Raw genomic sequence first — 25,515 nt, 5'->3', positions numbered from 1 at the left:
ATAAAAATCTTTAACTTAAATTTATTAATGATAATAAGAATTATTTTTATTTGTGTATAATACATTTGCTTATGATTTGTCTGTAAAAATTTAAATTTTCCTAATAAGGATCCAGAAATAATGAATAGATTATTAGTAACATCACTTGTTTTTGTATGTAGTTACAGCCTTGCTCATGAACCTTATGTTGCGCCATTAGCGTATAAAACTGAGCAGACACAAGTACCTGTAGTAGCTGGTTATGCTGAAGAAGCACTAAATAGTGAATACGCTTTAAAAGATGCCAAGCTTACCGTCATTACCCCTAAACAAGAGCCTAAAGTTATTAATGCTGAAGCCCTACATAAATCTGTAACTGTTTTCGATGTTGCTTTACCGGAAGACGGTACATATATTCTGCAAACTCAGGCGAGTTACCCTTTAAAATACGTATATGATCAAAAGGAGTGGCATTTATTTTTTGATTTACCAGCAGATAAAGCTCCGCCAAGAAAAGAGCGTGACTATCTAATTCCTGCTGATCTTAAAACTAAAAAAATTAAAACAGAGGAAGTAACAAGAGAATGGGTGTTACAAAGTTATCTTTCAAAAGGTAAAGTTTCAGATATTCAACTTCCAAATACACCAGTTAAAGTTAATTTTTCTGTTCATCCTAACCAGCTTAAAGTTACCCAAGCAGTTCAGCTAACCATAAGTGAAAAAGGCCAGAACCTACCTTATGCTGAAATTAATTTAAGAGAAAAAGGTGCAACTGATAAACAAGTACTACATTTTAAAGCTGATGATAAAGGACAAGTTGAACTTAAATTTCCAAAAGCTGGAGAATATTTAATGGAAGTCACAGCTCCAGTGGATTTAAAGTTAAAGCCTAAAAATCAAAATTATACGATTGTTAGCTTACAAGTTACCGAGTAAGAATATTCTCATTTTATAAAAAATAGATCTGAATGGGTCTATTTTTTATTTGTTAGTAAACTTCATATGTAATTAACAAAAACTTATGTTGAGACAAATTAATTAATTTTGTGATAAGATGAATGGTATTCATTAGTGATGATTTATCTCCGTAACTCTGTTTAGTAATAAACAAGAGATAACTTAAAAATTTATAGATAAATTTATGTATTCAGGCTTGTGCCCATGTTAGAAATTCGACACCTTAAAACTTTAGTTGCTTTACGTGAACATGGTTCACTGGTCGCTGCAGCTAATGACCTATGCTTAACGCCCTCGGCTATTTCTCACCAATTAAAAGAATTAGATCATTGGTATGGGGTAGAGGTGGTTAATCGCCGCAGTCGACCTGTTAGTTTTTCTAATGTAGGACAGCGCCTACTTAAGTTAGCTGATGATGTATTGCCGCAAATTCAGATTACTCAGAGTGATATTACACGTATTGTGCACGGACAAACGGGCAGAATTATTTTTTCATCTGAATGTCATAGCTGTTTTGACTGGCTAATGCCTTTACTTAATCAGTATCGTCAGCAATATCCAGACGTCGATTTAGACTTTGCTTCGGGGTTTGAAGCGAATCCACATGAACTTTTACAAAATGCTGAGTTTGATTTACTTATTACAGCCGATCCGATCGCACTAAAAGGAATCGAATACTTCCCGATTTTTGAATATGAGTCGCGTTTGGTTTTATCAAATACTCATCGATTGGTTCGTGCTGAAAATATTACTGTTCAGGATCTCGCAGAAGAGGTTCTTATTACTTACCCGGTTGATAAGCACCGTTTAGATATCATGTCGAAACTGTTTATACCTGCAAATATTCAACCAAAACAAATCCGAACAACAGACTTAACGCAAATGCTTATTCAACTTGTTGCGAGTGGCCGAGGTATTGCTGCTTTGCCAGATTGGGTAGTCAATGAATACGAGCAAAAGGGTTGGGTGACTAGCCGTCGTCTAGATTGTGTTTCTTCAGCAGGTTTAAGACGTACATTGTATGCAGGTTATCGAACTGAAGAAAAAGAGAAGAGCTACTTTGAAGGTTTCTTAAAGCAGCTAGAAAAGTTTTCTTTAAAACGCACTTCTTACTATTCAGGCTAAAAGTACTTATTTAGCCTAAGCATTTATTAAAAGGTACCTTCGGGTGCCTTTTATTTACCTATAAACAAAGATAATAGACCTGCTGCAATCAGCGGGCCAACAGGTACACCACGGAGTAACGCTACACCTGCAACCGTACCAATAAGTAAGCCTGCCACAACATCAGGTTGGCTCGACATAAGTTTTACACCACGACCACCTAGCCACGCGACGAGCAGACCAATTGCAATAGCGACTAAAGATTTAAAACTAATAAAGGATTTTAAAATACTCTCTCCACTAAGCTTGCCACTTGCAATAGGGGTGAGTACGCCAATTGTTAGAATAAGTATGCCTAAGTTTAGTCCATGTGCCTGAATATAAGGAAAAAATTGATTTAATGGCGTGATTTTTATGACGATTAAAATACCTGCTGCGATGGTTACAGCTGCATTTTGACTTAGTAAACCGCAGATAAGTAAAACTAATAAAACAACTAAATTAACATCAAATTGGGCAAGCATGAGAAGCGGCAAGAAAAGCAAATAATTTGAATTGTATAATAATTGAGAGCCAAAATGTCAGAGCTTTTAAGGTTAAAAAAGATCAAACAAAGGCTTTTTAGTGGAAATTTTCTTGTATATGACTCAATGATAAAGAGTTTTATCTGTGGTTACGCTTGGAAACAATGTTATATAAATTAACAACTTAAAAAGTATTCTTTTGAGATAGTGTGATATAAAAATAATCACTACTCATGAGTACAGGATTAATCTTATGGATATTATAGATATCAAGATCAAAGACCAATTTGATCAAATTTATGATGCGAAAGCTCAATTAAAGAAGAATTTAGTTGAACATGAAAATGAGCCTTTAAAGCTAAGTCAGCGTATCGAACATATTATTGTAGATAATGAGGTGATCTTACCCACTACAGAATTGCTATTTGAAAGTGAACAAAACGAAAAAATTTATCGTGTCATTGAAGAATAATTCAAAGTTAATGAAGTTAAATGCGAAGATGATAAAGCAGAAGGTAATAAAACACTAAAATTACGTTAAAATAATGGTTTCGTTTTAAAGAGAAAGCTTTATGCTGCTGGAAAAAATTTTACAATCACAAGGGTTTGGTTCACGTAAATATTGTCAGCAGTTAATAAAAAATGGTTCAGTAAGTATTGATGGGGAGGTTGTGAGTGATCTCAAAAAGCAGTTCTCCCCAGAAAATTTTGAGTTTTCCGTTTTTGGTCAAAATTATCAATATAGAGAAAAAATTTATATTGCTCTAAGAAAACCTCAAGGTTTTGAGTGTTCTCATCATCCTCAGCATCATCAAAGTGTTTTTAGCCTACTGCCTGAGACCATGATTCATCGTGGTGTGCAGGCGGTTGGACGCTTGGATCAAGACACAACGGGTCTGCTTTTACTTACTGATGATGGTAAATATCTACAAGCTTTAACTCATCCTCGTAAACATGTACCAAAGGTTTATCACGTTACAACTTACGACCCCGTAACCCCTGAGCAAATTGAAATGCTTACTCAAGGTGTTAATTTACACCAAGAAAAGGGGGTATTTGCTGCCACAGATGTAGCACTACTAGGAACTCATCAATTAACGATGACTATTCATCAAGGTGTTTATCATCAAGTCAAAAGAATGATTGCAGCCGTAGGCAATAAAGTCGAGAAGTTACATCGACATCAAATTGGTCAATTGGTTCTACCTGAAATTGAGGACGGGGATTGGGTATATTTGTCGGAGCAGGAAAAACAACTCGCTCAAAATATTATTTAAGAAAACAATGAAATGTCTGAAACTCACTGTCTCTAATAAACCCCATTTTTTCATAGAGGCGGTGAGATTCATGATTATTCGATTGGGTTTCTAGGCTAATACGTAAAGCATTTTCTTGTTTTGCAAATAAAATCGCTGTATCAATGAGCTGTTTTGCTGAGCCTTGACGACGGAATAGGGGGGTAACATATACATCATCTAAGATGTAGTAAGTTGAACAAGCAACTGAAGAAAAACCTAAATAAAGCAATACGAACCCAGTAATTTTTTCGTCCTTAATATGGATGAAAAATACGCTCTCTTTATTCTCAAAACGTTGTTTTAAGAAATGATGGGATTCTTCGAGATTAGAAGATGCACCATAAAATTGACGGTATTCATCAAATAGGACAGCGAGTTGGCTTAGATCTTCATAGGTCGCTCGTCTTACAATCATTAGGCGCTCCTTGTATTTATGTTTATATTTTTACAAAGAGAGCATAACTAAAAAAGAAGCGAATTGACGTTAAAAGTTGTTTAAAAATGCAACACCGTTAAGTTTTGTCACTTTCACCTAATAGTGCATTTAACTCTTCAAATAAATCTTCATGGTCATCATCTTCATTTAAAGTTGAAGCGTTCTGATTTAATGAAGATGCTTTTGCTTTTCTCAGTTTTAATAATTGTTCCATATTAATATTCTGGTTTTCGATCGCAAAAGGAATAGATTTGGTTAAGACGACTTGTTTAAAGAACAGTCGCACTGCTTGGGCAGGGGTAATCCCCAATTGTTTAAAAACAGCAAAAGCCTGTTTTTTCTCTTGGGAGTCAAGTCGAACCTGATAAACTTCTGTTTTTCGCATGAATAACAAAACCAAATGATTTTTAATTTTTAGGGATTTATTTTAAACCATCGGAATGTAATTTCAATGTCTTTCAGCATAAAAAATAATCTTTTTGTCATTACGATGCGATTACAGTGTCAATTCAAGCTGTGAATTGAAAACCATTTCCTGTTTTGTTAGCGGGTCTATAAAAGAAATTTGCTTAGCTAGAAGCTGTAAGGGCTGAGAAAAATCATCATCGGCTTTATGTTGAACTATTGGATAAAACGGATCATTTTTAATCGGAATTCCCAAATGATTTAAATGGACGCGGAGTTGATGCTGTTTTCCGGTGGTTGGCGTTAAACAATATTTAGCCCATGAGTGATTATGTTCAATCAGCTCAATTTTAGTTTCGGTATTGGTTTTTGTATGTGCAATCACCTGCATTGTATAAAAGGGTGTACCTTTATCTAAATACAGTTTTAAACTCTGAGGAAATTTTAATTCAGCTTTATATGGAGCGATTGCATGGTAAATCTTATTGACTTGACGATCTGCAAATAACTGTTGGTAAATTCCACGTGACTGCGGTCGTTTGCAAAATAAAACGACACCGGCAGTTTCACGATCTAATCGGTGGATCGGGGTTAAAAACTCATTGCCAGTTTGCTTTTTTAGTCGGACTAATAATGTTTCTTGTACATATTGCCCTGTTGGGCTAATCGTTAAAAAATGGGGTTTATCTACAACAAGCAAATCATCATTTTCAAATAAAATCTGATGCTCAAAGGGAACATGTACTTCGTTAGCAAGGAATCGGTAATAAAAAATATGTGTGTTTGCTATATAAGAGCTGTTTAATGTTAATTTTTCGCCATTTGCCGCGTAAATAAGCCCATCTTGAAAACGCTGCTGCCACTCTGTTGCTTTTATATGAGGAAAATTTTCGCAAAGAAATTGATAGATGGTTTGTGCTGTCGTTTGTGGAGGAAGATAGACTTGGCTTGCGCTTACGCCATCAATCATAGGTGGGAAAAATTCAATCGGGCTAGACATAAAAGTGTGTCAATATTTGATAAATGTGATGTAAAAAAAGCCAACGTTAAGCACTTAAGTAGGCTTTAAAGCAGGGCAATGGTATCATATCGATTATTTTGAATCATGTTATGTGTGTTATGTCGTATTCATTGAAAATGGTCTTAAATCATGAAGAAGATACCCAGCGTTTAGCTCAGGCATTGGCGCAGCATGTTCAAGCTGGCGTGATTTATCTGATTGGAGATTTGGGCGCCGGTAAAACGACATTGACCCGTTATTTTTTGCAAGCTCTAGGGCATAAAGGCTCGGTTAAAAGTCCGACGTATACGTTGGTTGAACCATATAAAATCAATAATAAAGAAATTTTTCATTTTGACTTATATCGTCTCAATGACCCGTACGAACTTGAATTAATGGGAATCCGTGATTATCTAGATATTCAGGATGCACTATTTTTATTTGAGTGGCCATCGAAAGGTGGAGACGAAATCCCTGAAGCAGATATCATCATTGATATTCAAAAATCAGATGATGAACTCAATCGTTTCGTCACCTTAACTTTACCAACAGAGCATTTATACCAGACTTTGCAGGAACAGCTTCATGACTGATGAAAAGCTAACACAACGTCGTATTCATACATTAGACGCCGCGTTAGCGAACCAGATTGCTGCCGGTGAGGTGATTGAACGTCCTTCATCGGTCGTAAAAGAATTATTAGAAAACTCAATTGATGCAGGTGCAACCGAATTAATTGTGCGGATTGCACAAGGCGGCTCAACATTAATCGAGATTATTGACAATGGACATGGGATTCATCCTGATGATTTACCATTGGCAGTGATGCGCCATGCAACCAGTAAAATTAAAACAGCAGAAGATTTACATGCCATTGTTAGCTTAGGTTTCCGTGGTGAAGCACTTGCTTCTATTGCAGCAGTTTCACGATTGACTTTAACCAGTAGCCAAGATGAAAGCGGAATTGGTCATCAGGTTGAGGTGAATGGTACCGCCTTTGATCATCAACAAGTCCAAGCTGTTGCTGCACAAAAGGGCACCCATATTCGAGTTCAGGACTTGTTTTTTAATGTGCCCGCTCGCCGTAAATTTTTAAAAAAACCAACCACTGAATTTGGGCATATTGAAGAAATTGTACGCCGTTTAGCTTTAACGCATTTTGATATACGTTTTGTACTTGAGCATAACGATAATATTCGAATTAATTTACCAATAGCAGATAGCGGTGAATTAAGATTTCAGCGTGTACAGCAATTATTGGGTCAACAGTTTGTTCAAAATGCTTACTGGATCGATGCCGAAATTAATATGCGTTTGTCAGGTTGGCTAGGGCATCCTTCAGATGCACGTGCCCAAGCAGACTTACAATATGTGTATGTAAATGGCCGGATTGTGAAAGATAAAACCATTTCACATGCTTTAAGAATGGCATATGACGGTATTTTACATGGCCATCAGCATTCATCTTATTTACTTTTCTTAGAAGTCGATCCTGAAAATATTGATGTTAACGTTCACCCGACGAAACATGAGATTCGTTTTCTAAATCAACGTGAAGTACATGAGTTTGTAAGACATTATGCTAAAGAAACGCTAGCACAATTTCAGACAGCTAGTGCTGATTTAGCACAAGCCATGAAAGTGGACGATACTCAAAATCTTTCGGTACAACCTCAGCCTAAATACCAAGAACAATTTACATTGCACCGTACAGCGCAAGCCGCTGATACAGCAGTAGACAAACCAAATGGTTATCAGCCTTCTACTGAGCTTTTAACTGATTTTAATAATAGTCGTCCCCAAGCTGTTCATTATGCGGAACAAACTCCAAAATATAATGGTTCTGCGCAGTTAAATAATGCATTAAAGACTTACTTGGCACCATTACGTGATCAACCTGCTAATTTTTCAGTTGATGAAAGTATTGAGCCTGTCGCTAAGGTAGATGAATTTCCACTAGGTATCGCAATTGCCCAGCTTCATGGAATTTATATTTTGGCGCAAAATACTGAAGGCTTGATTATTGTTGATATGCATGCAGCACATGAGCGTATTTTGCTGCAACAAATGAAAAATGCTTGGGATAAGCCTGAGTTTTGGACATCTCAACAGTTGCTTATCCCTAAAGTGATCTCAATTAGTCGTATGCAAGCTGTTCGTGTTGAGGATTTAAAACCTCAGCTTGAACGCTTAGGGTTAGAGATTGATTTATATGGCGATGAGCAAGTCATTGTGCGTGGTGTGCCGGCTATTTTGCAAAAAGCGGATTTTGAAAATCTTATTCCCGAACTTCTCAATGACTTAGATCCAAATGATGAAGCACAAGGTTTATTGCAAAAGCGTGATGAACTGTTAGCTGGTATGGCGTGTCATGGTGCAGTACGTGCTCATCGACAACTTAGTCTCTCAGAAATGAATGCTTTACTTCGCCAAATGGAACAAACCGAATTTGCGAGCCAATGTAACCATGGTCGCCCAACTTGGCGTGCATTTCCATTATCTCAACTAGATAAATTATTTGCTCGAGGAGAGTAGTTTTACATGTCAAACCAATTGCCCGTCATCAATTTAATGGGACCGACTGCAAGCGGAAAAACCGCTTTGGCATGTGAACTCTATGAACGTGGAAATTTTGAATTAATTTCAGTTGATTCTGCACTTGTATATAAAGATATGGATATTGGTACGGCTAAGCCAACACGTGAAGAGCAGGAGCTATATCCACATCATTTAATTGATATTATTACTCCACTTGAGGTCTATTCGGCTGCTCAGTTTGTTGAAGATGCTTGTGCTTTAATTGATGAGATGCATTCACGTGGCAAAACTCCTATTTTGGTAGGAGGAACCATGCTGTATTTCAAAGCTCTTTTAGAAGGATTATCAAGTAACTTGCCAAGTGCAGATGCAAATGTTCGCGCAGCAATTGAAGAAAAAGCAGCAAATGAAGGGTGGCAAGCTGTTTATGATGAGCTGGTAGCAGTAGATCCGGCGGCTGGAGTAAAGTTTAAGGTTTCTGATAAACAAAGAATTATTCGGGCGTTGGAAGTTTACCGTATTACAGGTCAACCAATTACCAAATTGCAGGCAGAACAACCAAAAAATGTACCATATCGATACACATTTCATAACTACGCTTTACTTCCAGATCGGTTAGAATTACATCAACGCATTGAGCAAAGATTAAGCAAAATGTGGGATATCGGTTTTTTGAGTGAAGTCGAGTCTCTAATTGAAAAATACGATTTAGATGAAAATTTACCCTCTATGCGTTCTGTTGGTTATCGACAAGCTCTAGAATTTCTATTAAAAAGTGATATGAGTCTCAAAAAAAAGCAGGAAATGGAGGATAAAGCCTTATTTGCAACACGACAACTTGCCAAACGTCAATATACGTGGTTACGTTCTTTGCAAGAAATACACGATTTTAAAACTTACTTGACGATAAAGCAGGCGAAAGAAGACTTGCGAAACTCTTATGGATAAAGCAAAATTTGCACACTGTCTTTTTATAATTTTTAGTTGAAAAATAAAGATAGTTTTTTTGCGCTGATTTAAAAATTTTTTTTTGGAGTTAAAAATGTCTAAAGGTCAAACTTTACAAGATCCGTTCTTAAATTCTCTCCGTAAAGAACGCATCCCAGTTTCTATTTTCCTTGTTAACGGTATTAAATTACAAGGTCATATTGAATCTTTTGACCAATATGTTGTTTTATTAAAAAATACTGTAAGTCAAATGGTTTACAAACACGCAATTTCTACAGTTGTTCCAGCTCGTAACCCACGTCCAGCAGGTGCACAAGGTGCAGGTTTCCCAGCTCAGGGTGGTAGTCAAGGTGGCTTCGGTGGTCAAGGCGCTGGCTTTGGTGGTGCTCAAGGTGCTGGCTTCGGTGGTCAAGGTGGCTTTGGTGGTCAAGGTGGCTTCGGTGGTCAAGGCGGCTTCGGTGGTCAAGGCGGCTTCGGTGGTCAAGGCGGCTTTGGTGGTCAAGGCGGCTTTGGTGGTCAAGGCGGCTTCGGCGGACATCAAGGCGGTTTTGATAACGATTCTAAATTTGAAGATGGTCAAGACGACGAAAACAATCGTTAATTGATTAGCTTGAAAAAAACCAGTCAGTGATGGCTGGTTTTTTTATGGCTTTAAAAATATAAAAAAGCATATTAAAGCTACCTGCGGTCCATCTCTGTTTCTTAAAATTTAGATTAATAGGTTCTTTGCAAATGGTATTAATATTTGCTGCAGCATTGTGCAGTGTTCTGGTTTCTGTACTACTTAAAAATTTAAAGAAAAAGGGATATCAACCCATGCAAATGATTGCATGGAATTACGCAAGTGCCAGCTTGCTATGTTATCTGTGGTTTAAGCCAGATATTCAGCATATTTCTATACAACATACATCTTGGTGGCTAATTGTGGCGTTAGGCGTCATTCTACCGAGTATCTTTTTATGCCTTGCTAAATCTTTAGAGTACGCAGGTATTGTCAAAACCGAAATTGCTCAGCGGCTGTCCGTGGTACTTTCTTTATTGGCGGCTTATTTCTTTTTCCAAGAGCAGTTTAATTCTCTTAAATTATTAGGGATAGGTTTGGGAATTTTTGCTGTTCTCTTAATTTTATTAGGTCATTTCAACGAGTCTTCCGGATCTCAATCAAAAAAAGCAATTTTTGCTTTGATGAGTGTCTGGTTTGGATATGCCGCTGTAGATATCTTGTTAAAATATACGAGTAGCTTAGGCCTACAGTTTACTTTGACTTTAAATCTAATTTTTATAACGGCCTTTGTTTTATCGATTATTTATTTAATATTTCAAAAAAATTCAGCATGGCATTTTAAAAATACTTTTGCTGGGTTAATGCTAGGCGTACTAAATTTTTCAAACATTGCCCTATACGTTAAAGCGCATATTTTACTCAAAGATTCTCCGGCCATTGTCTTTGCGAGTATGAATATTTTGGTTGTGTTACTTGGAATAGTTTGTGGCGTAGTTTTATATAAAGAAAAATTAAAACTCCCAACGATTTTAGGAACGATTTTGGGAATAAGCGGACTGGTGAGTTTAGCCTTAGCTATGAAATAGGAGTTCAAAAGACTGTTCTTTTGAACTCCACTAAATTCTTATAAATGTGTAAAAATCACTTCATCTGGCAGACGAGATTTTGGCAATTTCGCATTGAAGTCATTTTCGCTTCTATAACCCAGTGAAACAATTACAGAGCTACGCAAACCTTTTTCTTTTAAGCCAAATTCTTCATTTAAAACATCTTCGTCAAAGCCACCCATTGGGGTTGCATCTATACCTTCAAGACCAGCTGCAAACAGTAGTTGTCCTAAAGCGATAAAAGTTTGATTTTCCATCCAGCCGAATAAGTTCTTTTGCTCATTACGGTAAAACTCAACATAGCCATGACGAGTATCCTTTTGACCAAGTTTGGCTTTCTCATCTTTAAAACGACCACTTAAATCATCTTGTTCAAGTAACTGGTTTAAATATTCGGGTGAAATATCTGTTCTTGTACAAAATACAAGGGTATGTGATGACTCAAGAACCTTGGGTGCATTGTAGGTATATCGTCCTGTTAAGGCTTTGGCAATGCGTTCTTTAGCAGTAGGATTGTCTGCAACCAAGAAATGCCAAGGTTGAATATTCACTGAAGAAGGGGTAAAGCGTAAAATTTCTAATAACTTATTGAATTTTTCTTGAGGAATTTTTTTCTCGGGATCGTACGCTTTGGTAGTGTAGCGACTTTTAACCGTATTTAATAAATCCATACTTTACTCCATATCAATCTTATTACAATGGAAGGGTTCTAATCTTTGGCATCATACGCGATTTTAGAGAAAAACATCTGCATTTTAATGTGATAAAGAAATATAATACTTATATAAATTTTTTAATAATTTATTGAAAATGTTTGATTTAATACCCAAAGATGCAAAGAGTAAGCTGCGAGAAATTAGAATTATTAAAGCCTTTCTAATTTTTGCATTTGTATTATGTCTTTTAATTTTATATATCGAATATCAAAAGTATGCACATATAAACTGGAAATTTGTATTTATTACCTGTCTATGTATGATTTGGGATTTTGATTTAAATAAACAAGCTAAGAATTTGAAAAATAACTGAATATTAATTAATAATACCAATCAGTTAGTTTGATTTGCTGCAGATGTGAAGAGGGATCAATTTCTAAAATTTGTGCATGATCTTCACGCCAATCGCCAAGAACAATCCGCTGTTTATGTTGTAATTGATGAATTGCTGGACGGTGAGTGTGTCCATGAATAAGTATATCTACATCTGTGAGGGCAGAGAGAACAGCTTGTTCATTTACATCCATAATTTCATAACTTTTTTGCTGTTTGTCTGAATGACTTCTTTTGCGAAAACCATTGACCAGTTTTGTACGGAAACTCAAGGGGGTGCGGCGTAAAAAAGCAACTAGGAAGGGATTTCGGATAATTTTTTTAAATCTTTGATAGGAAATATCATCAGTACATAACGCATCGCCATGTTCCAAACGGTATTGGTGACCTGCAATGTTGAGATAATAAATATCAGGAAGTAATACACCATTAAACTTATCAAGAAAAACCTGATTTAAAGCAAAGTCTCGGTTACCCACTTGGAAATAAATGCGATTCCCTTTTTGGTTAAATACTTTCAAAGCCTCGACAATTTCGTCGAGCCAAGGCGCTGAATAGTCATCACCAATCCAAGCATTAAACCAATCACCTAAAATATAAAGCTGTGTTTGTTTATTTTGATAATGTACCAACAAATCTAAAAACCCTCGAACGAGTCGAGGGTGTTCAGGTGACAAGTGTAAATCTGAAATAAACAGATAAGTCACAGCTTTATCCTAAAATTATTCAGAAATAATTTTAGCAGATTCGATAACAACGTTTTCTAAAGGAACGTCAGCGTGATAACCACGGTTACCTGTACGTACGCCTTTGATTGCTTCTACAACGTCCATACCTTCAACAACTTTACCGAATACAGCATAACCCCAACCTTGTGCAGTTTTTGAAGTATGGTTCAAGAAAGAGTTATTTTTTACGTTGATGAAGAATTGTGCAGAAGCAGAGTGTGGAGCTTGAGTACGTGCCATTGCAATGGTACCTACATCGTTGCTTAAACCATTGTCAGCTTCATTTTCAATCGCATCACGAGTTGCTTTTTCTTTGAAGTTTTCGTCAAAGCCACCACCTTGGATCATGAAACCGTCGATAACGCGGTGGAAAATCACGCCATCATAGAAACCGTCACGTACGTATTCTAGAAAATTAGCAGCCGTTTTCGGTGCTTTTTCAGTGTTAAGCTCAAGAACAATACGACCTTTGTTGGTGTTTAATTCGACTTGAGGAAAACTCATTACATTAATCTCCTAAACATGGGCAAATTGACCATGGGTTTTTGGTTGAGAGAAGCATAAGCAAACTGTAAACTACAAGGCAAGTAAAAAACGTTAAAATCTTTGTGAAAAATGAAGATAGCGTTTATTTTTTCGAAATTTTATCTACAAAGAAGTGATTGATACACTATGAAGCCTAATGATGTTGTCTCGAACCTGCCAAACAACCCGACACCGAATACTCATGCCTCTGTCGATTCTGCGCAGCAAGAACAACAGGCTGGATTAGATTTTGTTCGCCAAGTCATTACCGATGATTTAGCTGCCGGACGTGCCAAACAAATCGTAACGCGTTTCCCGCCAGAACCAAATGGTTATTTACATATTGGTCACGTAAAAGCAATTTGCCTCAACTTTGGCGTTGCTGAAGAGTTTAATGGTCTTTGTAATTTACGTTTTGACGATACCAACCCGGATGCGGAAGAACAAGAGTATGTTGATGGTATCGCCAATGATGTGAAATGGCTTGGATTTAGCTGGAATGGCGAACCACGTTATGCTTCCGGTTATTTTGATCAGCTTTATGCTTGGGCAATTCAGTTGATTGAACAAGGCGATGCATATGTTGATTTGCAGTCTCCAGAAGAAATCAAATTAAATCGTGGGAGCTTTGTTGAGCCAGGTAAAAATTCGCCATATCGTGATGCTTCTGTTGAAGAAAACCTTGCTCGTTTTGAAAAAATGCGCAATGGTGAACTTAAAGAGGGTGAAGCTGTTTTACGTGCCAAAATTGATATGGCAAGCCCGAATGTACATATGCGTGACCCAATTTTGTATCGTGTTTTACATTCAGAGCATCACCAAACAGGTGATAAGTGGAAAATCTACCCAATGTATGACTATGCTCATCCATTGTCTGATGCGATCGAAGGAATCACACATTCACTTTGTACATTAGAGTTCCAAGACCACCGTCCGTTTTATGACTGGATCGTTGAAAAAGTTAAGTCTAAAGCTGTGCCGCACCAGTATGAATCTTCTCGTTTAAACGTAGATTACACCATTACGTCTAAACGTAAATTACGTAAATTGGTTGAAGGCGGTTATGTGAATGGATGGGATGATCCTCGGATGCCAACGGTTGTGGGTATGCGTCGCCGTGGTTTCACACCAGAAGGCCTACGTGATTTCTGTAAACGTGTAGGTGTGTCTAAAACTGACGGTATTGTGGATGTCGCAATGCTTGAGTTCTGTATTCGTCAATCTTTAGAGAATACGGCAGCGCGCGGTATGGCAGTGTTAAATCCATTAAAAGTAACACTTACGAACTTACCGGAAGATTTAGACCTTACCCATGCTCGTCATCCTAATGTCGATATGGGTGAGCGCGTTATTCCATTAACTAGAGAAATCTATATTGACCGTAAAGATTTCGAAGAAGTACCGCCAAAAGGCTTTAAACGTTTAATTCCTGATGGTGAAGTTCGTTTACGCCATGCATATGTGATTAAGTGTGATGAAGTCATTAAAGATGCAAACGGTGAAGTCGTTGAGCTGAAGTGTTCGATCGATCCGGATACTTTAGGTAAAAATCCTGAAGGCCGCAAAGTAAAAGGCGTAATTCACTGGGTATCTGCAACTAAAGGTATTCCTGCTGAAGTACGTATTTATGATCGATTGTTTACAGAAGCTGACCCTGAAACTGGTGATGATTTCTTAGCAAACTTAAATCCAGATTCTTTGAAAGTGGTTCAAGCTGTGATCGAACCTGCTTTAGCTCAAGCGAAGCCAGAAGATCGCTTCCAGTTTGAACGCGAAGGTTATTTCGTTGCTGATCAATACGATCATACTCCTGAGAAGCCTGTGTTTAACCGTGTTCTTGACTTAAAAGATAGCTTTAAGCCTGAGAAAAAGTAAGAGATTGATTATCTCTTACTTTTTCGCAAGACGAATACCATGTGGTGAGTAAACAGCAGATATAAAAAAGCCCAACTGTAAAGTTGGGCTTTTTATTCAGGTGTCTTCTCATATTTTCTTTTTCTTTATGATTAACGTCCTTGGCAAAGTAGCTTAGGCCGGGTTAATCACATAAAAATAAAGAACTAAGATGATGAGGAGAACGCATGAAAGCAATAAATAAGTATTGACCGTATTAAAGCTTTTAATAAATTTCCAGATATCCATAGTAATTCAGCGTATATTTTATGTTACAAATTAATAATACACTGAAAATTTTAAGAAATGTTTCCAAAGATAGAATATAAACTTCCCTTTGCTTGAAAAATAAACAATTAATACCAAATGGTAAACTCTAACCTTTGTAGATATTAGAAATTTCTAATTTAACCACTATATCCGATTCGTTTTAGAAACTTTTGAATAACTTCAAATGCAGCATGTTCAAGTGCTTGAGCATATTGTAAGTTTTCTTCTCGTAGTTTGGGAATTGAAATTTTGGCATGGCGAAGTTCACATGTATGGCCAATGAGCCATTTCTCAAAATTTTCTTCTGTTGTTTCAATATGAAACTGTAAGGCAAGAATATTATTTCCAACTTCAAATGCCTGATTAGTATAAATCTCTGAACTCGCTAATAACACTGCGTTTTCAGGCAGGTCAAAAGTGTCGCCATGCCAGTGTAAAACATGCACATTATTAAGCAAAGGTGATAATACCTGATTAGGACGTAAACTTAAGCTTAAGGCTCCCCAGCCAATTTCTTTTTGATGGCCTGCATATACTTTGGCCCCAAGTGCATGCGCAATAAGCTGTGCGCCTAGGCAAATACCAAGTGTAGGTTTATCTGCTGCCAAGCGTTGTTTAAGTAAAGCGATTTCATCGTTTAAAAACGGATAATCTTCGGTTTCATAAACTCCGATTGGGCCGCCTAAAATAATAGTTAAACCGTCATGTGTAAAAGCAGGGGTTAAATCATCCACCCCTGCTTCAAAATAGCGGACGCGAAACCCAAGTTGATAAAAAACATCTTCTAATGAACCTAGGTCTTCGAAAGCAAGATGCTGAATGGCATAAATAGTTTTAGGGAAGGCGTTTGTTGTGTTCATACAAATGATTCAGAGAGGACCAATAGGTGGAGTATAGCGATAAATATAAAGAAGAAAATATCCATACAAATCGTCAATACCTGAAAATTGCTATTTTTCGTTAAGATAATCTTGTTACGCATAAATATTTTGTAGGTAAGACTTATCTACGCGTAATCTGCTATTTAAAATAAAAGCTTTGCGTTTTCATTATGGTCGATATTTGAAAGTTGATGTTCATCTTTTAAATTCACTCCTGAAAAGCCAAGCTGTTTTGATTTTCTCATTAATGCCATTAAACGTTGTACAGCAACCGGAATACTTAAACCTGCTGAGCGAACATTTGAAATACAGTTGCGTTTGGAATCGAGACAGCCTGAATATGCATTCCATGTGTAGTAAATCCCCATACTGTCAGGAGAGCTTAAACCAGGGCGTTCTCCAATCAACATGACTAACATGGATGCTTTAAAAATTTCTGCAACTTCATCGCCTAAAGCAACTCTGCTTCCTGTTGCAAGTACAATCGGGGCAAGGCTCCAATTTTCTTGCTGAATTTGTTCACTTAGCGCTGCAATAAATACGATAGCATTTGCTTCAATCGCTCTTGCAGAGAGACCGTCACCTACCACAATACAAACATCACACTGTTGAGGGTTTTCTGCATACTTCTTAATTAAGGTATGTTTTGATGGATTTGAAAGTTGGCGCCCCAAATCTGGACGTTTAAGATAAATTTCTTTATTAGGTGCATTACTTTGTATATGAAAACTTTGCAGCTGCTGCTGTGCTAATTGCTCCGAGAGGTAGGAAACATCCATCTCTTGATAAACTGCATCTTTTGCTTGTGCATGAGACAACTGAAACTCAAGTAAGGCGCGTGTTGGGATACTACAACCTGCACGACCCAGAGCAATGCGGGCATCGGTAAACTGTTTGAGCTTTTCCCACTGATCCTGATGGGTAGAGGATGGATATTGAATATCACGATTAAGTTTCATGGTGTTCTCCCTAGTTCATAAGCAGACGAGAGAATTGGTCAGGCATATGGTCTGCCCAACAAATTTGAGAGTTTTGCTGTTTAAAAATCCCTTGTTGTTCAAGCCAAGCGGAGAACTCAGGAGCGGGTTTTAAACCTAAGAGTTGTCTTAAATAGAGAGCATCATGAAAGGAAGTGGTTTGATAGTTAAGCATGACATCGTCTGAACCCGGAATCCCCATAATAAAGTTAATGCCTGCGGCGCCAAATAGAGTAAGAAGTACATCCATATCATTTTGGTCGGCATCGGCATGGTTGGTATAACAAATGTCGCAGCCCATTGGCACGCCAAGTAACTTACCGCAGAAGTGATCTTCCAGTCCTGCACGTATAATTTGTTTGCCGTTAAAGAGATATTCGGGGCCAATAAAACCAACGACTGTATTCACTAAAAGCGGATTGTATTTACGGGCCACCGCATAGGCACGAGTTTCTAATGTTTGTTGGTCAACGCCGTGATGAGCATTGCTTGATAGGGCACTGCCTTGACCCGTTTCAAAGTACATGACGTTTTGTCCAATGGTTCCGCGCTTGAGTGAGAGGGTGGCTTCATATCCTTCTTGTAGTAAATCGAGTGAAATTCCAAAACCTTCATTAGCCAGCTGCGTACCAGTGATTGATTGAAACATTAAATCTATTGGCACATTTTTTTCAGCAAGTTGAATGCCTGAGCTGATATGTGTGAGAACACAAGATTGTGTTGGAATCTGATATTCCTGAATGACATGATCAAGTAATTTTAGTAGCTCTGACAAATTATGAAGATTATCTGTGGCGGGGTTAATGCCAATTACGGCATCGCCATTGCCATACATTAAACCATCTAAAATACTGGCAGAAATACCGAGCACATCATCGGTCGGGTGATTGGGTTGTAAACGGGTAGAAAGATGGCCTTTTAAACCAATCGTGTTGCGAAACTGGGTGACCACTTCACATTTGCTGGCGACATAAATTAAATCTTGATTGCGCATAATTTTGCTGACAGCAGCTACCATTTCTGGAGTTAAACCTGATGCTAAGGCTTTTAAACTTTGAGCAGTGGCTTCTTCTCCAAGTAACCAATTTCGAAAATCACCTACTGTAAAGTGTGAAATAGGGGCAAAGGCTGCCAGATCATGTTCATCAATAATTAAACGGGTAATTTCATCGGTATCGTAATCGACCACAACCTCATTTAAAAAAGTTTTAAGCGGTACATCGGCCAAAGTCATTTGTGCCGCAACATGTTCAGTTGCATCTCTGGCCGCTACACCTGCTAATTCATCTCCTGAACGTAACGGTGTAGCTTTGGCCATTAAAGTTTTTAGGTCAGCAAAGTGATACTGTTGATTGGCGACAATATTCCGATAACTCATAGTTACATCCTTTTTTATAGTTCTTGTTCTGCGGCTTTAATATTTGCAAACTCTTCTTCTGGTGTGCCTTTAACTAGATGATAACGGCTATAGAGTAAAAAGTAAGCAATAAATACGACATAAATAGCGGCAGCAATAAACCAAACTTTCGGATTAACAACAAAACCTGCGACCACAGCAGCGACTGCTAAAACTAGTGCAATGCTTGAAGTGATGATTCCTCCGGGAGTTTTATAAGGACGAGGCATGTCGGGTTTAGATAGGCGTAGTTTGATGTGGGATAAAAGAATCAACACATAGGAAATGGTGGCACCAAAAACCGCGATTAAAATCAGTGAATCACCTTCTTTGGTAAGTGAAAGCAAGAACCCAATAATGCCCGGAATAATAATTGCAAGATAAGGGGCTTTATTTTTATTGGTTAAAGAGAGTGAAGTAGGTAAGTAACCAGCTCGTGACAATGCAAAGATTTGACGCGAATAGGCATAGATAATTGAGAAGAAACTTGCGATTAAACCAGCTAAACCCACAAAGTTTACGAATGTCGCAAGCCAAGTGTTGGTGCCATAAACTTTAACCAAAGCATCTACCAGAGGGGCGCCTGAGTTTTGTAAAGTACTTGCACCTGCTGCGCCTGCACCCAAGAACAAAATAAGCATGGCAAATGCTGTTAAGATGAGCATTGCACCGATTAAACCGCGTGGCAGAGATTTGGCTGGATCTTTTGCTTCTTCTGCTGCTAACGGAACACCTTCTACTGCAAGAAAAAACCAGATAGCAAAAGGAACCGCGGCCCAGATGCCCAAGTAGCCATGAGGTAAAAAAAGACTTGCGCCAACACCTGTACTAACTGGAATATCAAATAAATTTTGTGCATTAAAGTGTGGAATCATTGCCCCAATAAACACGACAAGGGCAACAGCGGCGACAAGTGTAATCGCAAACATGATTTTTAAAGCTTCGCCGGCACCTTTGAGATGTATACCCATAAAAATGGCATAACAGGCGAGGTAAATCATCCAGCCATTAATACCAAATAGAGATTCGCAATAACCACCAATAAATACGGCAATAGCAGCAGGCGCAATTGCGTATTCAATTAAAATCGCCGTACCTGTTAAATAACCACCAAAAGGTCCAAAGGCAGCACGTGCAAAACTATAACCGCCACCTGCTGTCGGCATCATGGTGGACATTTCTGACATAGAAAGACATAGACACAGGTACATCAAGGCAGCAAGAGCAGTGGCAATAAACATACCACCCCAACCACCTTGAGCAATACCAAAGTTCCAGCCAGCAAAATCACCTGATATCACATACGCTACACCTAAACCAATCAGGAGTAACCAACCCACGGTACCTTGTTTAAGTTGGCGCTGAGCAAAATATTCTGCTGATGAGACTTCTGCGCTTGAAGAAATAACGGAAGCTGTTTCTGGTTGATTCATACAATACTCCTGCGAGTTGGTTTGTATGAATGAATGCAAAAGCAATGCCTAAATGATGTGCTTTAAATATTAGATGATGCTTTTTTATTCCAGATAGTAAAAATCTGAGAGCTGACTGTACTAAATAAAAAAGCCAGCAATCTAAATTACTGGCTTCTTATATAATTAATGAGCTTGCTTCCTTCTAGCGTTGATAGTTTGGTATCAACTTGGTGCGAAACTTAGAAGAAGCCCATAGGTTTAGTTGAATAACTCACCAACAAGTTTTTGGTTTGTTGATAGTGATCCAGCATCATCTTATGGTTTTCACGACCAATACCAGACTTTTTGTAACCACCAAATGCAGCATGCGCAGGGTAGATGTTATAGCAGTTTGTCCAGACACGACCTGCTTCAATAGCACGACCAGCACGGTAAGAAATATGGGCTGAACGTGACCAAACACCTGCACCTAAACCATACATGGTGTCGTTGGCAATTTTGATTGCATCGTCAAAGTCTTTAAATGTTGTTACAGCCAGTACAGGACCAAAAATTTCTTCTTGGAAAACTTGCATGCTGTTGTGGCCTTTAAAGATAGTCGGATCAACATAGAAACCATCACCTACTTCTTTACGGCCACTACCACCCAGTAAAAGTTCTGCACCTTCTTCACGGCCCGTATTAATACAACGTAAGATTTTCTCTTGTTGTTGCAAAGATGCTTGAGCACCAATCATGGTTTCAGTATCGAGAGGATGACCAGTTTTAATACGTTTTACACGTTCAACAGCCAACTCTAAGAATTGATCAGCAATACTTTCTTGTACTAAAGCACGAGAAGGGCAAGTACATACTTCACCTTGGTTTAAGGCAAACATGGCAAAACCTTCCAGCGTTTTTTCTAAGAAGTCATCTTCTTTATCCATGATGTCTTCAAAGAAAAGGTTCGGTGACTTGCCGCCAAGCTCTAGCGTGACTGGAATAATATTTTCGGTCGCATATTGCATCACCATTTGCCCAGTTTGAGTTGAACCTGTGAACGCAATTTTGGCAATACGTGGGCTTGTCGCTAACGGACGGCCAACTTCTGCACCGAAACCATTCACAATATTAAGTACGCCCGGCGGTAAGATATCTTGGATGAGTTCGGCAACTAACAAAATACCTACCGGAGTTTGCTCAGCTGGCTTAATCACCACACAGTTACCAGCCGCCAAAGCGGGAGCGAGCTTCCATGCAGCCATTAAAATCGGGAAGTTCCATGGAATGATTTGACCAACCACACCTAGTGGTTCATGGAAATGGTAGGCAATGGTATCTTCATCAATTTCAGAGATGCCGCCTTCTTGAGCACGAATACATCCTGCGAAATAACGGAAATGGTCGATTGCAAGTGGAAGGTCAGCTGCTAAAGTTTCACGAACTGCTTTACCGTTGTCCCAAGTTTCTGCAACCGCAAGCATTTCAAGATTTGCTTCTAAACGATCAGCAATTTTTAAAAGTATATTAGAACGTGTAGTCGGTGAAGATTTATTCCATGAAGCTTTCGCTTTGTGTGCTGCATCTAAAGCAAGTTCAATATCTTCAGCACTAGAGCGTGGAATGCGTGTGAAAGCTTTTCCATCCACTGGTGACACATTATCAAAATATTCACCCTTTAGAGGTGCAACCCATTCACCGCCAATAAAATTTTCATATTGTGATTTAAATTGAACTTTTGAGCCTGGTTGATTTGGATCGATATAGCGCATATAAATATTCCTTTGCTTTTTTAGGACTAAAGACTAACAAGAACCCTGTCAGTAAGTACTTTCGTACTTTGTATAATTAGGATATAAAGAAGAAGGTTGGAGAAAGGTTGGAATAGAAATGTGAATATATAAGGAATTTACAAATGTTCACAAAAAAGGATTTATTGCAGCAACGGATGTTGATTGATCAACTGCGCACGCAAAATAGTCTCTCTCCTCAGAACGCTGCCAAACTCGGCCAAAGTATTGCAAGCTCGTGGGAACGATCAGCTTCTGCTGCGATTCCTAAAGAACGATTTGCAGCACCTCTACTCGAAAGAAAATCTGCTTCACAAAATGCTTTAGATCTGGCACTAAGCCAGTGTGCTGATGACTTACGTCATATTGCAGAGCAATCTTCTATGGTCATTGCTGTGGGTGACATCGGTAGTACCATTATCTGGACAGCCTCAAGTGCTCAAATGCAGAGTGCTGCTGAACGTGTACATTTTGTACAAGGTGGTCAATGGCGTGAAGAATTTGTAGGTACGAATGCATTAGCGTTATCTTTAAAAACTCAACAATCAAGTTGTGTTTTTTCCAATGAACATTATATGGAGTCGATTCACGATTGGGTTTGTTATGCAGCACCCATTATCGATCCATACTCAAAGCAAACCTTGGGCGTGGTAGATTTATCAACCACATGGAAAAACCATAATACCTTGGGTATTTTGGCCGCTGAGCGTTGTGCCTCCATTATTCAATCTGCCTTGTTAGAACAACAGCGCCAGCACTTACATATCCGGGCATTTTCGACGCCGCAAGTTAAATTTAACGGCAAAAGTTTATTATTGACGCCGCGTCAAATTGAAATTTTAACGATATTGGCACTATGTCCACATGGTTTAACCTTAGAGCATCTCTATCAGGCACTTTACGGTGAGCGTAAAGTAAGCATGGGTACGCTTAAAGCTGAAATGTCTCAATTGCGAGATATATTGGGAGGTTTGCTTGGTTCACGTCCATATCGGTTACTTGTGCATGTTGAGGCCGATTTTTTACAAGCTGAACAAGCGCTTGATGCTGGATATGTCGCCTCTGCATTGCAGCTTTATACGGGCGTATTTCTGGCAAAAACCGAAAGTCCGTTTCTGTGTGCATGGCGTGACTGCCTTGAGTCGCGCTTAAGTGACGCGATTTTTAAAACACAAGAAACAGATTTATTACTTAAGCATTTAGCTCATTTTCCCGAAGCAATCGATGCGGTCGAACGTCTTATGGAGTTATTACCGAGTGAACATCCTGCGCATCAATTGCTAGTGAAATATATTGACTCACCTAAGCTAAGTTAGGTGACTTTTTGATCCAGCCACTGGAATAGTTGCTGATAGACTTGTTCCCGTACTGGCTGGGCCGAAAGGACTAAATCGTGTAAACCATTGTGAATAGAGACAACCGAGACATCGCCTTTCATTTTTTTCCCAAATTTAGCAATGTCTTTAACGTCTAAAATGACATCGCTTTGAGTTGCATCGGGTCCCCATTTGCGTGGGTTTTTAGTTTGGTGCGAATGCATAATCAGGGCTGGAATATTCAATTTAACCCCGCGGTGAATTTCTTTTTGCGCAGTATGAATTGCATGTACAAAGCTGAGTTGAACTGTAGGGGCAGAGGTTGGTTTCCAATCGAGGTTGAAATCCCATTCACCTTTAAGCTGCTTATGAAGACTGGTGGTGTACCATTTGTTCAGTTGGCTTGGAAATTTAACTTTTGGCAGATATTTTCCTACTCGACTGAGCATGGGAATACCAAACTTCTTTTCGACTAAGCTTAAATTAAAATCGTAAAACGGACTATTCGCCCAGAGTGCTTTAATGAGGGGATGATCAGGATGATGCGCAGCATAAAGCGTTGCCGTTAAGCCGCCTGTTGAGTGACCTGCAAGTAAAACTTGTGTATGTTTTTCTTGGCCAATAATCTCTAATGCTTGAGTAATTTCGGCATCATATTCATTTAAATCGAGCACATTATAGAAAATTTGATGAGGCAGTTTTGAGCGGCCATATTTTCTTAAATCGAGTGCATAGAAGTCATAACTATGGGCATTAAATTGCTCGGCCATTTCGGTTTGAAAGAAATAATCTAAAAAACCATGAATATAAAGTACCGCTTTTTGAGTTGGTTGAGTGGCTTTTTTACGAACTAAGGTGGCTACAACTTTACCTTCATAATCATCTGGAAAGTTGAGCGTTAGCTGCTCATAGCCGGCACCTAAAATATCTGGGGCATAATTGTGTTTAGCTGTAGATGTATTCATTTTTATCGAGCTATTGTCATTAAGTCATGTTGAGTATCCTTCAATGAAATGGGCAAATTGTCAATCAGGTTTAGAGAAGGTTGGAGTATAGGTTTTAAAAAAAGGGAATACCGCTGGAGCTAAGTATTCCCCAAAAAGTAAGTCAACGGTCGGAGGGATTTGACTTACTACAGGAACATAGCGTTACATCAGTATTAAAGTGCTGCTTTGAAAATCTCCACAACTTGTGCATGGTTTGCTTTACGAGGGTTGGTGAGCATACATGCATCTTTTTGAGCATTTTCGGCCATCACTGCGAGGTCCTCAGTTTTTACGCCAAGTTCTGTTAAGCCAGATGGGATACCAATGGAAGAAGACAGTTTGCGAATGGCATCAATTGCAGCATATGCAGCTTCTGTTACGGTGAGACCGTGGGTATTTACACCCATTAATTCTGCGATTTTTGCATAACGATCTGGACAAGCAATTAAGTTAAATTCACAAACATGTGGTAGCAAGATTGCGTTACATACACCATGAGGTAGGTTGTAGAACCCGCCCAACTGGTGTGCCATTGCATGAACATAACCTAAAGATGCATTGTTAAATGCCATACCAGCCAAGTACTGCGCATAGCTCATCGCATCACGAGCTTCGATGTTTTCACCATTTGCGACAGCGGGTTGTAACCATTGGCTAATCATGGTGATTGCTTTTTCAGCACAAGCATCGGTAATTGGGTTTGCCGCCGTAGATACATATGCTTCAACTGCATGGGTTAATGCATCCATACCTGTTGCAGCGGTTAAACCAGCCGGTTTTGCAATCATGAGTTTCGGGTCATCGATCGCAATAAGTGGGGTACAACGCCAGTCCACAATAGCCATTTTTACATGAGTATCTGTATTGGTAATAATACAGAAACGAGTCATTTCAGATGCCGTACCAGCCGTTGTATTGACTGCAATTAATGGCGTCATTGGGACTTTACTTTTATCGATGCCTTCGTAGTCACGAATATGACCACCACCCGCAGTCACTAAGCCAATCCCTTTTGCACAGTCATGAGATGAGCCACCGCCTAACGACACAATAAAGTCACAGCCATTTTCGTTATAGGCATTCACACCGTTGTGGACATTAATATCGGTTGGGTTAGGTTCCGCGCCCGGGAAAATATGGCTCGCTACGCCTGCTTCGGTTAAATAGCTTGCGATAAGATCTGCAACGCCAAATTTAAATAGCCCTTCATCGGTCACAATTAATGCTTTTTTTGCGCCGAGGTTCTGCGCCTTTGTTCCAATTTCTTTGGCACATCCTGGTCCAAAGAGTGATACGCAAGGAATATAAAAACCGTTTGTTTGATCTGCAATATTTTTAAAAGCCATGGAGTGATTCCTTTTTCCATAAATCCATTGTTTGTTATTACAGGTGAGCCTCACCATGGCCTTAGTATTGTGATGTGTAGATTATTTTCCTACCTACCAAAAACCTACCAAATACCAACTTGATATTAGTTATTGATTTATATTGTTTTTATAGAAAGTTTGGC

General features: G+C 38.6%; 26 protein-coding genes. 12 read left to right on the top strand and 14 right to left on the bottom strand.

The features are described from left to right. The first annotated feature begins 120 nt into the window (after positions 1–120). Together EGT34_RS03635 and EGT34_RS03630 are read left to right on the top strand one after the other, a co-directional pair. Complete coding sequence (locus EGT34_RS03635; RefSeq protein ID WP_001080992.1) at positions 121–915, top strand: DUF4198 domain-containing protein; 795 nt, start codon at positions 121–123, stop codon at positions 913–915. Positions 916–1,140: 225 nt separating this feature from the next. Then, complete coding sequence (locus EGT34_RS03630) at positions 1,141–2,061, top strand: LysR family transcriptional regulator (protein ID WP_000890091.1); 921 nt, start codon at positions 1,141–1,143, stop codon at positions 2,059–2,061. Positions 2,062–2,111: 50 nt separating this feature from the next. Here the strand turns inward: EGT34_RS03630 and EGT34_RS03625 are convergent, their stop codons facing one another. Then, positions 2,112–2,564 (bottom strand): DUF441 domain-containing protein, encoded by a 453-nt coding sequence (locus EGT34_RS03625; RefSeq protein ID WP_000880860.1) that lies wholly within the window; start codon positions 2,562–2,564, stop codon positions 2,112–2,114. Positions 2,565–2,817: 253 nt separating this feature from the next. Here EGT34_RS03625 and EGT34_RS03620 point away from each other — a divergent pair, with 253 nt between their 5' ends. Next, on the top strand, positions 2,818–3,036 hold the full coding sequence (locus tag EGT34_RS03620) for a hypothetical protein (RefSeq protein ID WP_024437203.1): 219 nt from the start codon (positions 2,818–2,820) through the stop codon (positions 3,034–3,036). A 100-nt stretch (positions 3,037–3,136) separates the two neighbouring features. Further along, the gene (locus EGT34_RS03615; RefSeq protein WP_024437202.1) at positions 3,137–3,841 is read left to right on the top strand and encodes a pseudouridine synthase; all 705 of its coding nucleotides are present in this window, start codon (positions 3,137–3,139) and stop codon (positions 3,839–3,841) included. Here the strand turns inward: EGT34_RS03615 and EGT34_RS03610 are convergent. The 3 genes from EGT34_RS03610 to EGT34_RS03600 form a co-directional block, all read right to left on the bottom strand. After that, a complete protein-coding gene (locus EGT34_RS03610) occupies positions 3,834–4,277 on the bottom strand; it encodes a GNAT family N-acetyltransferase (RefSeq protein WP_000637089.1) in 444 nt (147 codons plus the stop codon). The genes EGT34_RS03615 and EGT34_RS03610 overlap by 8 nt on opposite strands. 97 nt (positions 4,278–4,374) lie before the next feature. Then, positions 4,375–4,683: a type II toxin-antitoxin system RelB/DinJ family antitoxin gene (locus EGT34_RS03605; RefSeq protein WP_001232531.1), complete on the bottom strand. Its 309-nt coding sequence runs from the start codon at positions 4,681–4,683 to the stop codon at positions 4,375–4,377. Between the two features lie 111 nt (positions 4,684–4,794). Next, positions 4,795–5,703, bottom strand: coding sequence for a pseudouridine synthase (locus tag EGT34_RS03600; protein ID WP_000097958.1), 909 nt, complete (start codon positions 5,701–5,703; stop codon positions 4,795–4,797). A gap of 119 nt (positions 5,704–5,822) precedes the next feature. Between EGT34_RS03600 and tsaE the strand changes: the two genes are divergently transcribed. The 5 genes from tsaE to EGT34_RS03575 all read left to right on the top strand — a co-directional run bounded on the left by tsaE (position 5,823) and on the right by EGT34_RS03575 (position 10,779). Continuing rightward, entirely contained in the window at positions 5,823–6,296 is a 474-nt protein-coding gene (gene tsaE / locus EGT34_RS03595; RefSeq protein WP_031944287.1) for a tRNA (adenosine(37)-N6)-threonylcarbamoyltransferase complex ATPase subunit type 1 TsaE, read from the top strand. After that, complete coding sequence (mutL, locus tag EGT34_RS03590) at positions 6,289–8,238, top strand: DNA mismatch repair endonuclease MutL (RefSeq protein ID WP_024437201.1); 1,950 nt, start codon at positions 6,289–6,291, stop codon at positions 8,236–8,238. Before tsaE ends, mutL begins: the two co-directional genes overlap by 8 nt. 6 nt (positions 8,239–8,244) lie before the next feature. Further along, positions 8,245–9,189, top strand: a complete 945-nt coding sequence (gene miaA / locus EGT34_RS03585; protein WP_000070779.1) for a tRNA (adenosine(37)-N6)-dimethylallyltransferase MiaA — start codon at positions 8,245–8,247, stop codon at positions 9,187–9,189. Positions 9,190–9,283: 94 nt separating this feature from the next. Continuing rightward, positions 9,284–9,790, top strand: a complete 507-nt coding sequence (gene hfq / locus EGT34_RS03580; RefSeq protein ID WP_000033651.1) for an RNA chaperone Hfq — start codon at positions 9,284–9,286, stop codon at positions 9,788–9,790. A 131-nt stretch (positions 9,791–9,921) separates the two neighbouring features. Continuing rightward, positions 9,922–10,779: a DMT family transporter gene (locus EGT34_RS03575; protein WP_024437200.1), complete on the top strand. Its 858-nt coding sequence runs from the start codon at positions 9,922–9,924 to the stop codon at positions 10,777–10,779. Between the two features lie 38 nt (positions 10,780–10,817). On the opposite strand, the gene nfsB is transcribed toward EGT34_RS03575, so the two are convergent. Then, positions 10,818–11,471 (bottom strand): oxygen-insensitive NAD(P)H nitroreductase, encoded by a 654-nt coding sequence (nfsB, locus tag EGT34_RS03570; protein ID WP_000365041.1) that lies wholly within the window; start codon positions 11,469–11,471, stop codon positions 10,818–10,820. A 139-nt stretch (positions 11,472–11,610) separates the two neighbouring features. On the opposite strand from nfsB, the gene EGT34_RS03565 reads away from it, so the two are divergent. After that, positions 11,611–11,829 (top strand): hypothetical protein, encoded by a 219-nt coding sequence (locus EGT34_RS03565; protein ID WP_000459916.1) that lies wholly within the window; start codon positions 11,611–11,613, stop codon positions 11,827–11,829. 7 nt (positions 11,830–11,836) lie between these two features. Here the strand turns inward: EGT34_RS03565 and EGT34_RS03560 are convergent, their stop codons facing one another. Together EGT34_RS03560 and EGT34_RS03555 are read right to left on the bottom strand one after the other, a co-directional pair. Next, entirely contained in the window at positions 11,837–12,556 is a 720-nt protein-coding gene (locus EGT34_RS03560) for a UDP-2,3-diacylglucosamine diphosphatase (RefSeq protein WP_000221664.1), read from the bottom strand. Positions 12,557–12,571: 15 nt separating this feature from the next. Then, positions 12,572–13,081 (bottom strand): peptidylprolyl isomerase, encoded by a 510-nt coding sequence (locus EGT34_RS03555; RefSeq protein ID WP_000009660.1) that lies wholly within the window; start codon positions 13,079–13,081, stop codon positions 12,572–12,574. A gap of 168 nt (positions 13,082–13,249) precedes the next feature. On the opposite strand from EGT34_RS03555, the gene EGT34_RS03550 reads away from it, so the two are divergent. Next, positions 13,250–14,977, top strand: coding sequence for a glutamine--tRNA ligase/YqeY domain fusion protein (locus EGT34_RS03550; RefSeq protein WP_000803943.1), 1,728 nt, complete (start codon positions 13,250–13,252; stop codon positions 14,975–14,977). Between the two features lie 425 nt (positions 14,978–15,402). Here the strand turns inward: EGT34_RS03550 and EGT34_RS03545 are convergent, their stop codons facing one another. The 5 genes from EGT34_RS03545 to EGT34_RS03525 form a co-directional block, all read right to left on the bottom strand. Next, positions 15,403–16,125 (bottom strand): glutamine amidotransferase, encoded by a 723-nt coding sequence (locus tag EGT34_RS03545; protein ID WP_001098477.1) that lies wholly within the window; start codon positions 16,123–16,125, stop codon positions 15,403–15,405. Between the two features lie 164 nt (positions 16,126–16,289). Then, the gene (gene eutC, locus EGT34_RS03540; protein ID WP_024437199.1) at positions 16,290–17,105 is read right to left on the bottom strand and encodes an ethanolamine ammonia-lyase subunit EutC; all 816 of its coding nucleotides are present in this window, start codon (positions 17,103–17,105) and stop codon (positions 16,290–16,292) included. A gap of 10 nt (positions 17,106–17,115) precedes the next feature. Next, positions 17,116–18,501 (bottom strand): ethanolamine ammonia-lyase subunit EutB, encoded by a 1,386-nt coding sequence (locus EGT34_RS03535; protein WP_000122162.1) that lies wholly within the window; start codon positions 18,499–18,501, stop codon positions 17,116–17,118. Between the two features lie 14 nt (positions 18,502–18,515). After that, positions 18,516–19,952: an ethanolamine permease gene (gene eat / locus EGT34_RS03530; protein ID WP_001075433.1), complete on the bottom strand. Its 1,437-nt coding sequence runs from the start codon at positions 19,950–19,952 to the stop codon at positions 18,516–18,518. 221 nt (positions 19,953–20,173) lie between these two features. Further along, positions 20,174–21,685: an aldehyde dehydrogenase family protein gene (locus EGT34_RS03525; protein ID WP_001269055.1), complete on the bottom strand. Its 1,512-nt coding sequence runs from the start codon at positions 21,683–21,685 to the stop codon at positions 20,174–20,176. Between the two features lie 143 nt (positions 21,686–21,828). Here EGT34_RS03525 and EGT34_RS03520 point away from each other — a divergent pair, with 143 nt between their 5' ends. Next, positions 21,829–23,019 (top strand): helix-turn-helix domain-containing protein, encoded by a 1,191-nt coding sequence (locus tag EGT34_RS03520; RefSeq protein ID WP_000494374.1) that lies wholly within the window; start codon positions 21,829–21,831, stop codon positions 23,017–23,019. On the opposite strand, the gene EGT34_RS03515 is transcribed toward EGT34_RS03520, so the two are convergent. Further along, positions 23,016–23,984, bottom strand: coding sequence for an alpha/beta hydrolase (locus EGT34_RS03515; RefSeq protein ID WP_001098148.1), 969 nt, complete (start codon positions 23,982–23,984; stop codon positions 23,016–23,018). The genes EGT34_RS03520 and EGT34_RS03515 overlap by 4 nt on opposite strands. Before the next feature lie 194 nt (positions 23,985–24,178). Beyond that, positions 24,179–25,351, bottom strand: coding sequence for an iron-dependent methanol dehydrogenase (mdh, locus tag EGT34_RS03510; RefSeq protein ID WP_000874704.1), 1,173 nt, complete (start codon positions 25,349–25,351; stop codon positions 24,179–24,181). Positions 25,352–25,515: the final 164 nt, after the last annotated feature.

Origin of the sequence: Acinetobacter sp. FDAARGOS_558 (assembly GCF_003937785.1) — a bacterium.
GTDB classification, from domain to species: Bacteria; Pseudomonadota; Gammaproteobacteria; order Pseudomonadales; family Moraxellaceae; genus Acinetobacter; species Acinetobacter baumannii.
This window is presented reverse-complemented; position numbering and strand designations above follow the sequence as displayed.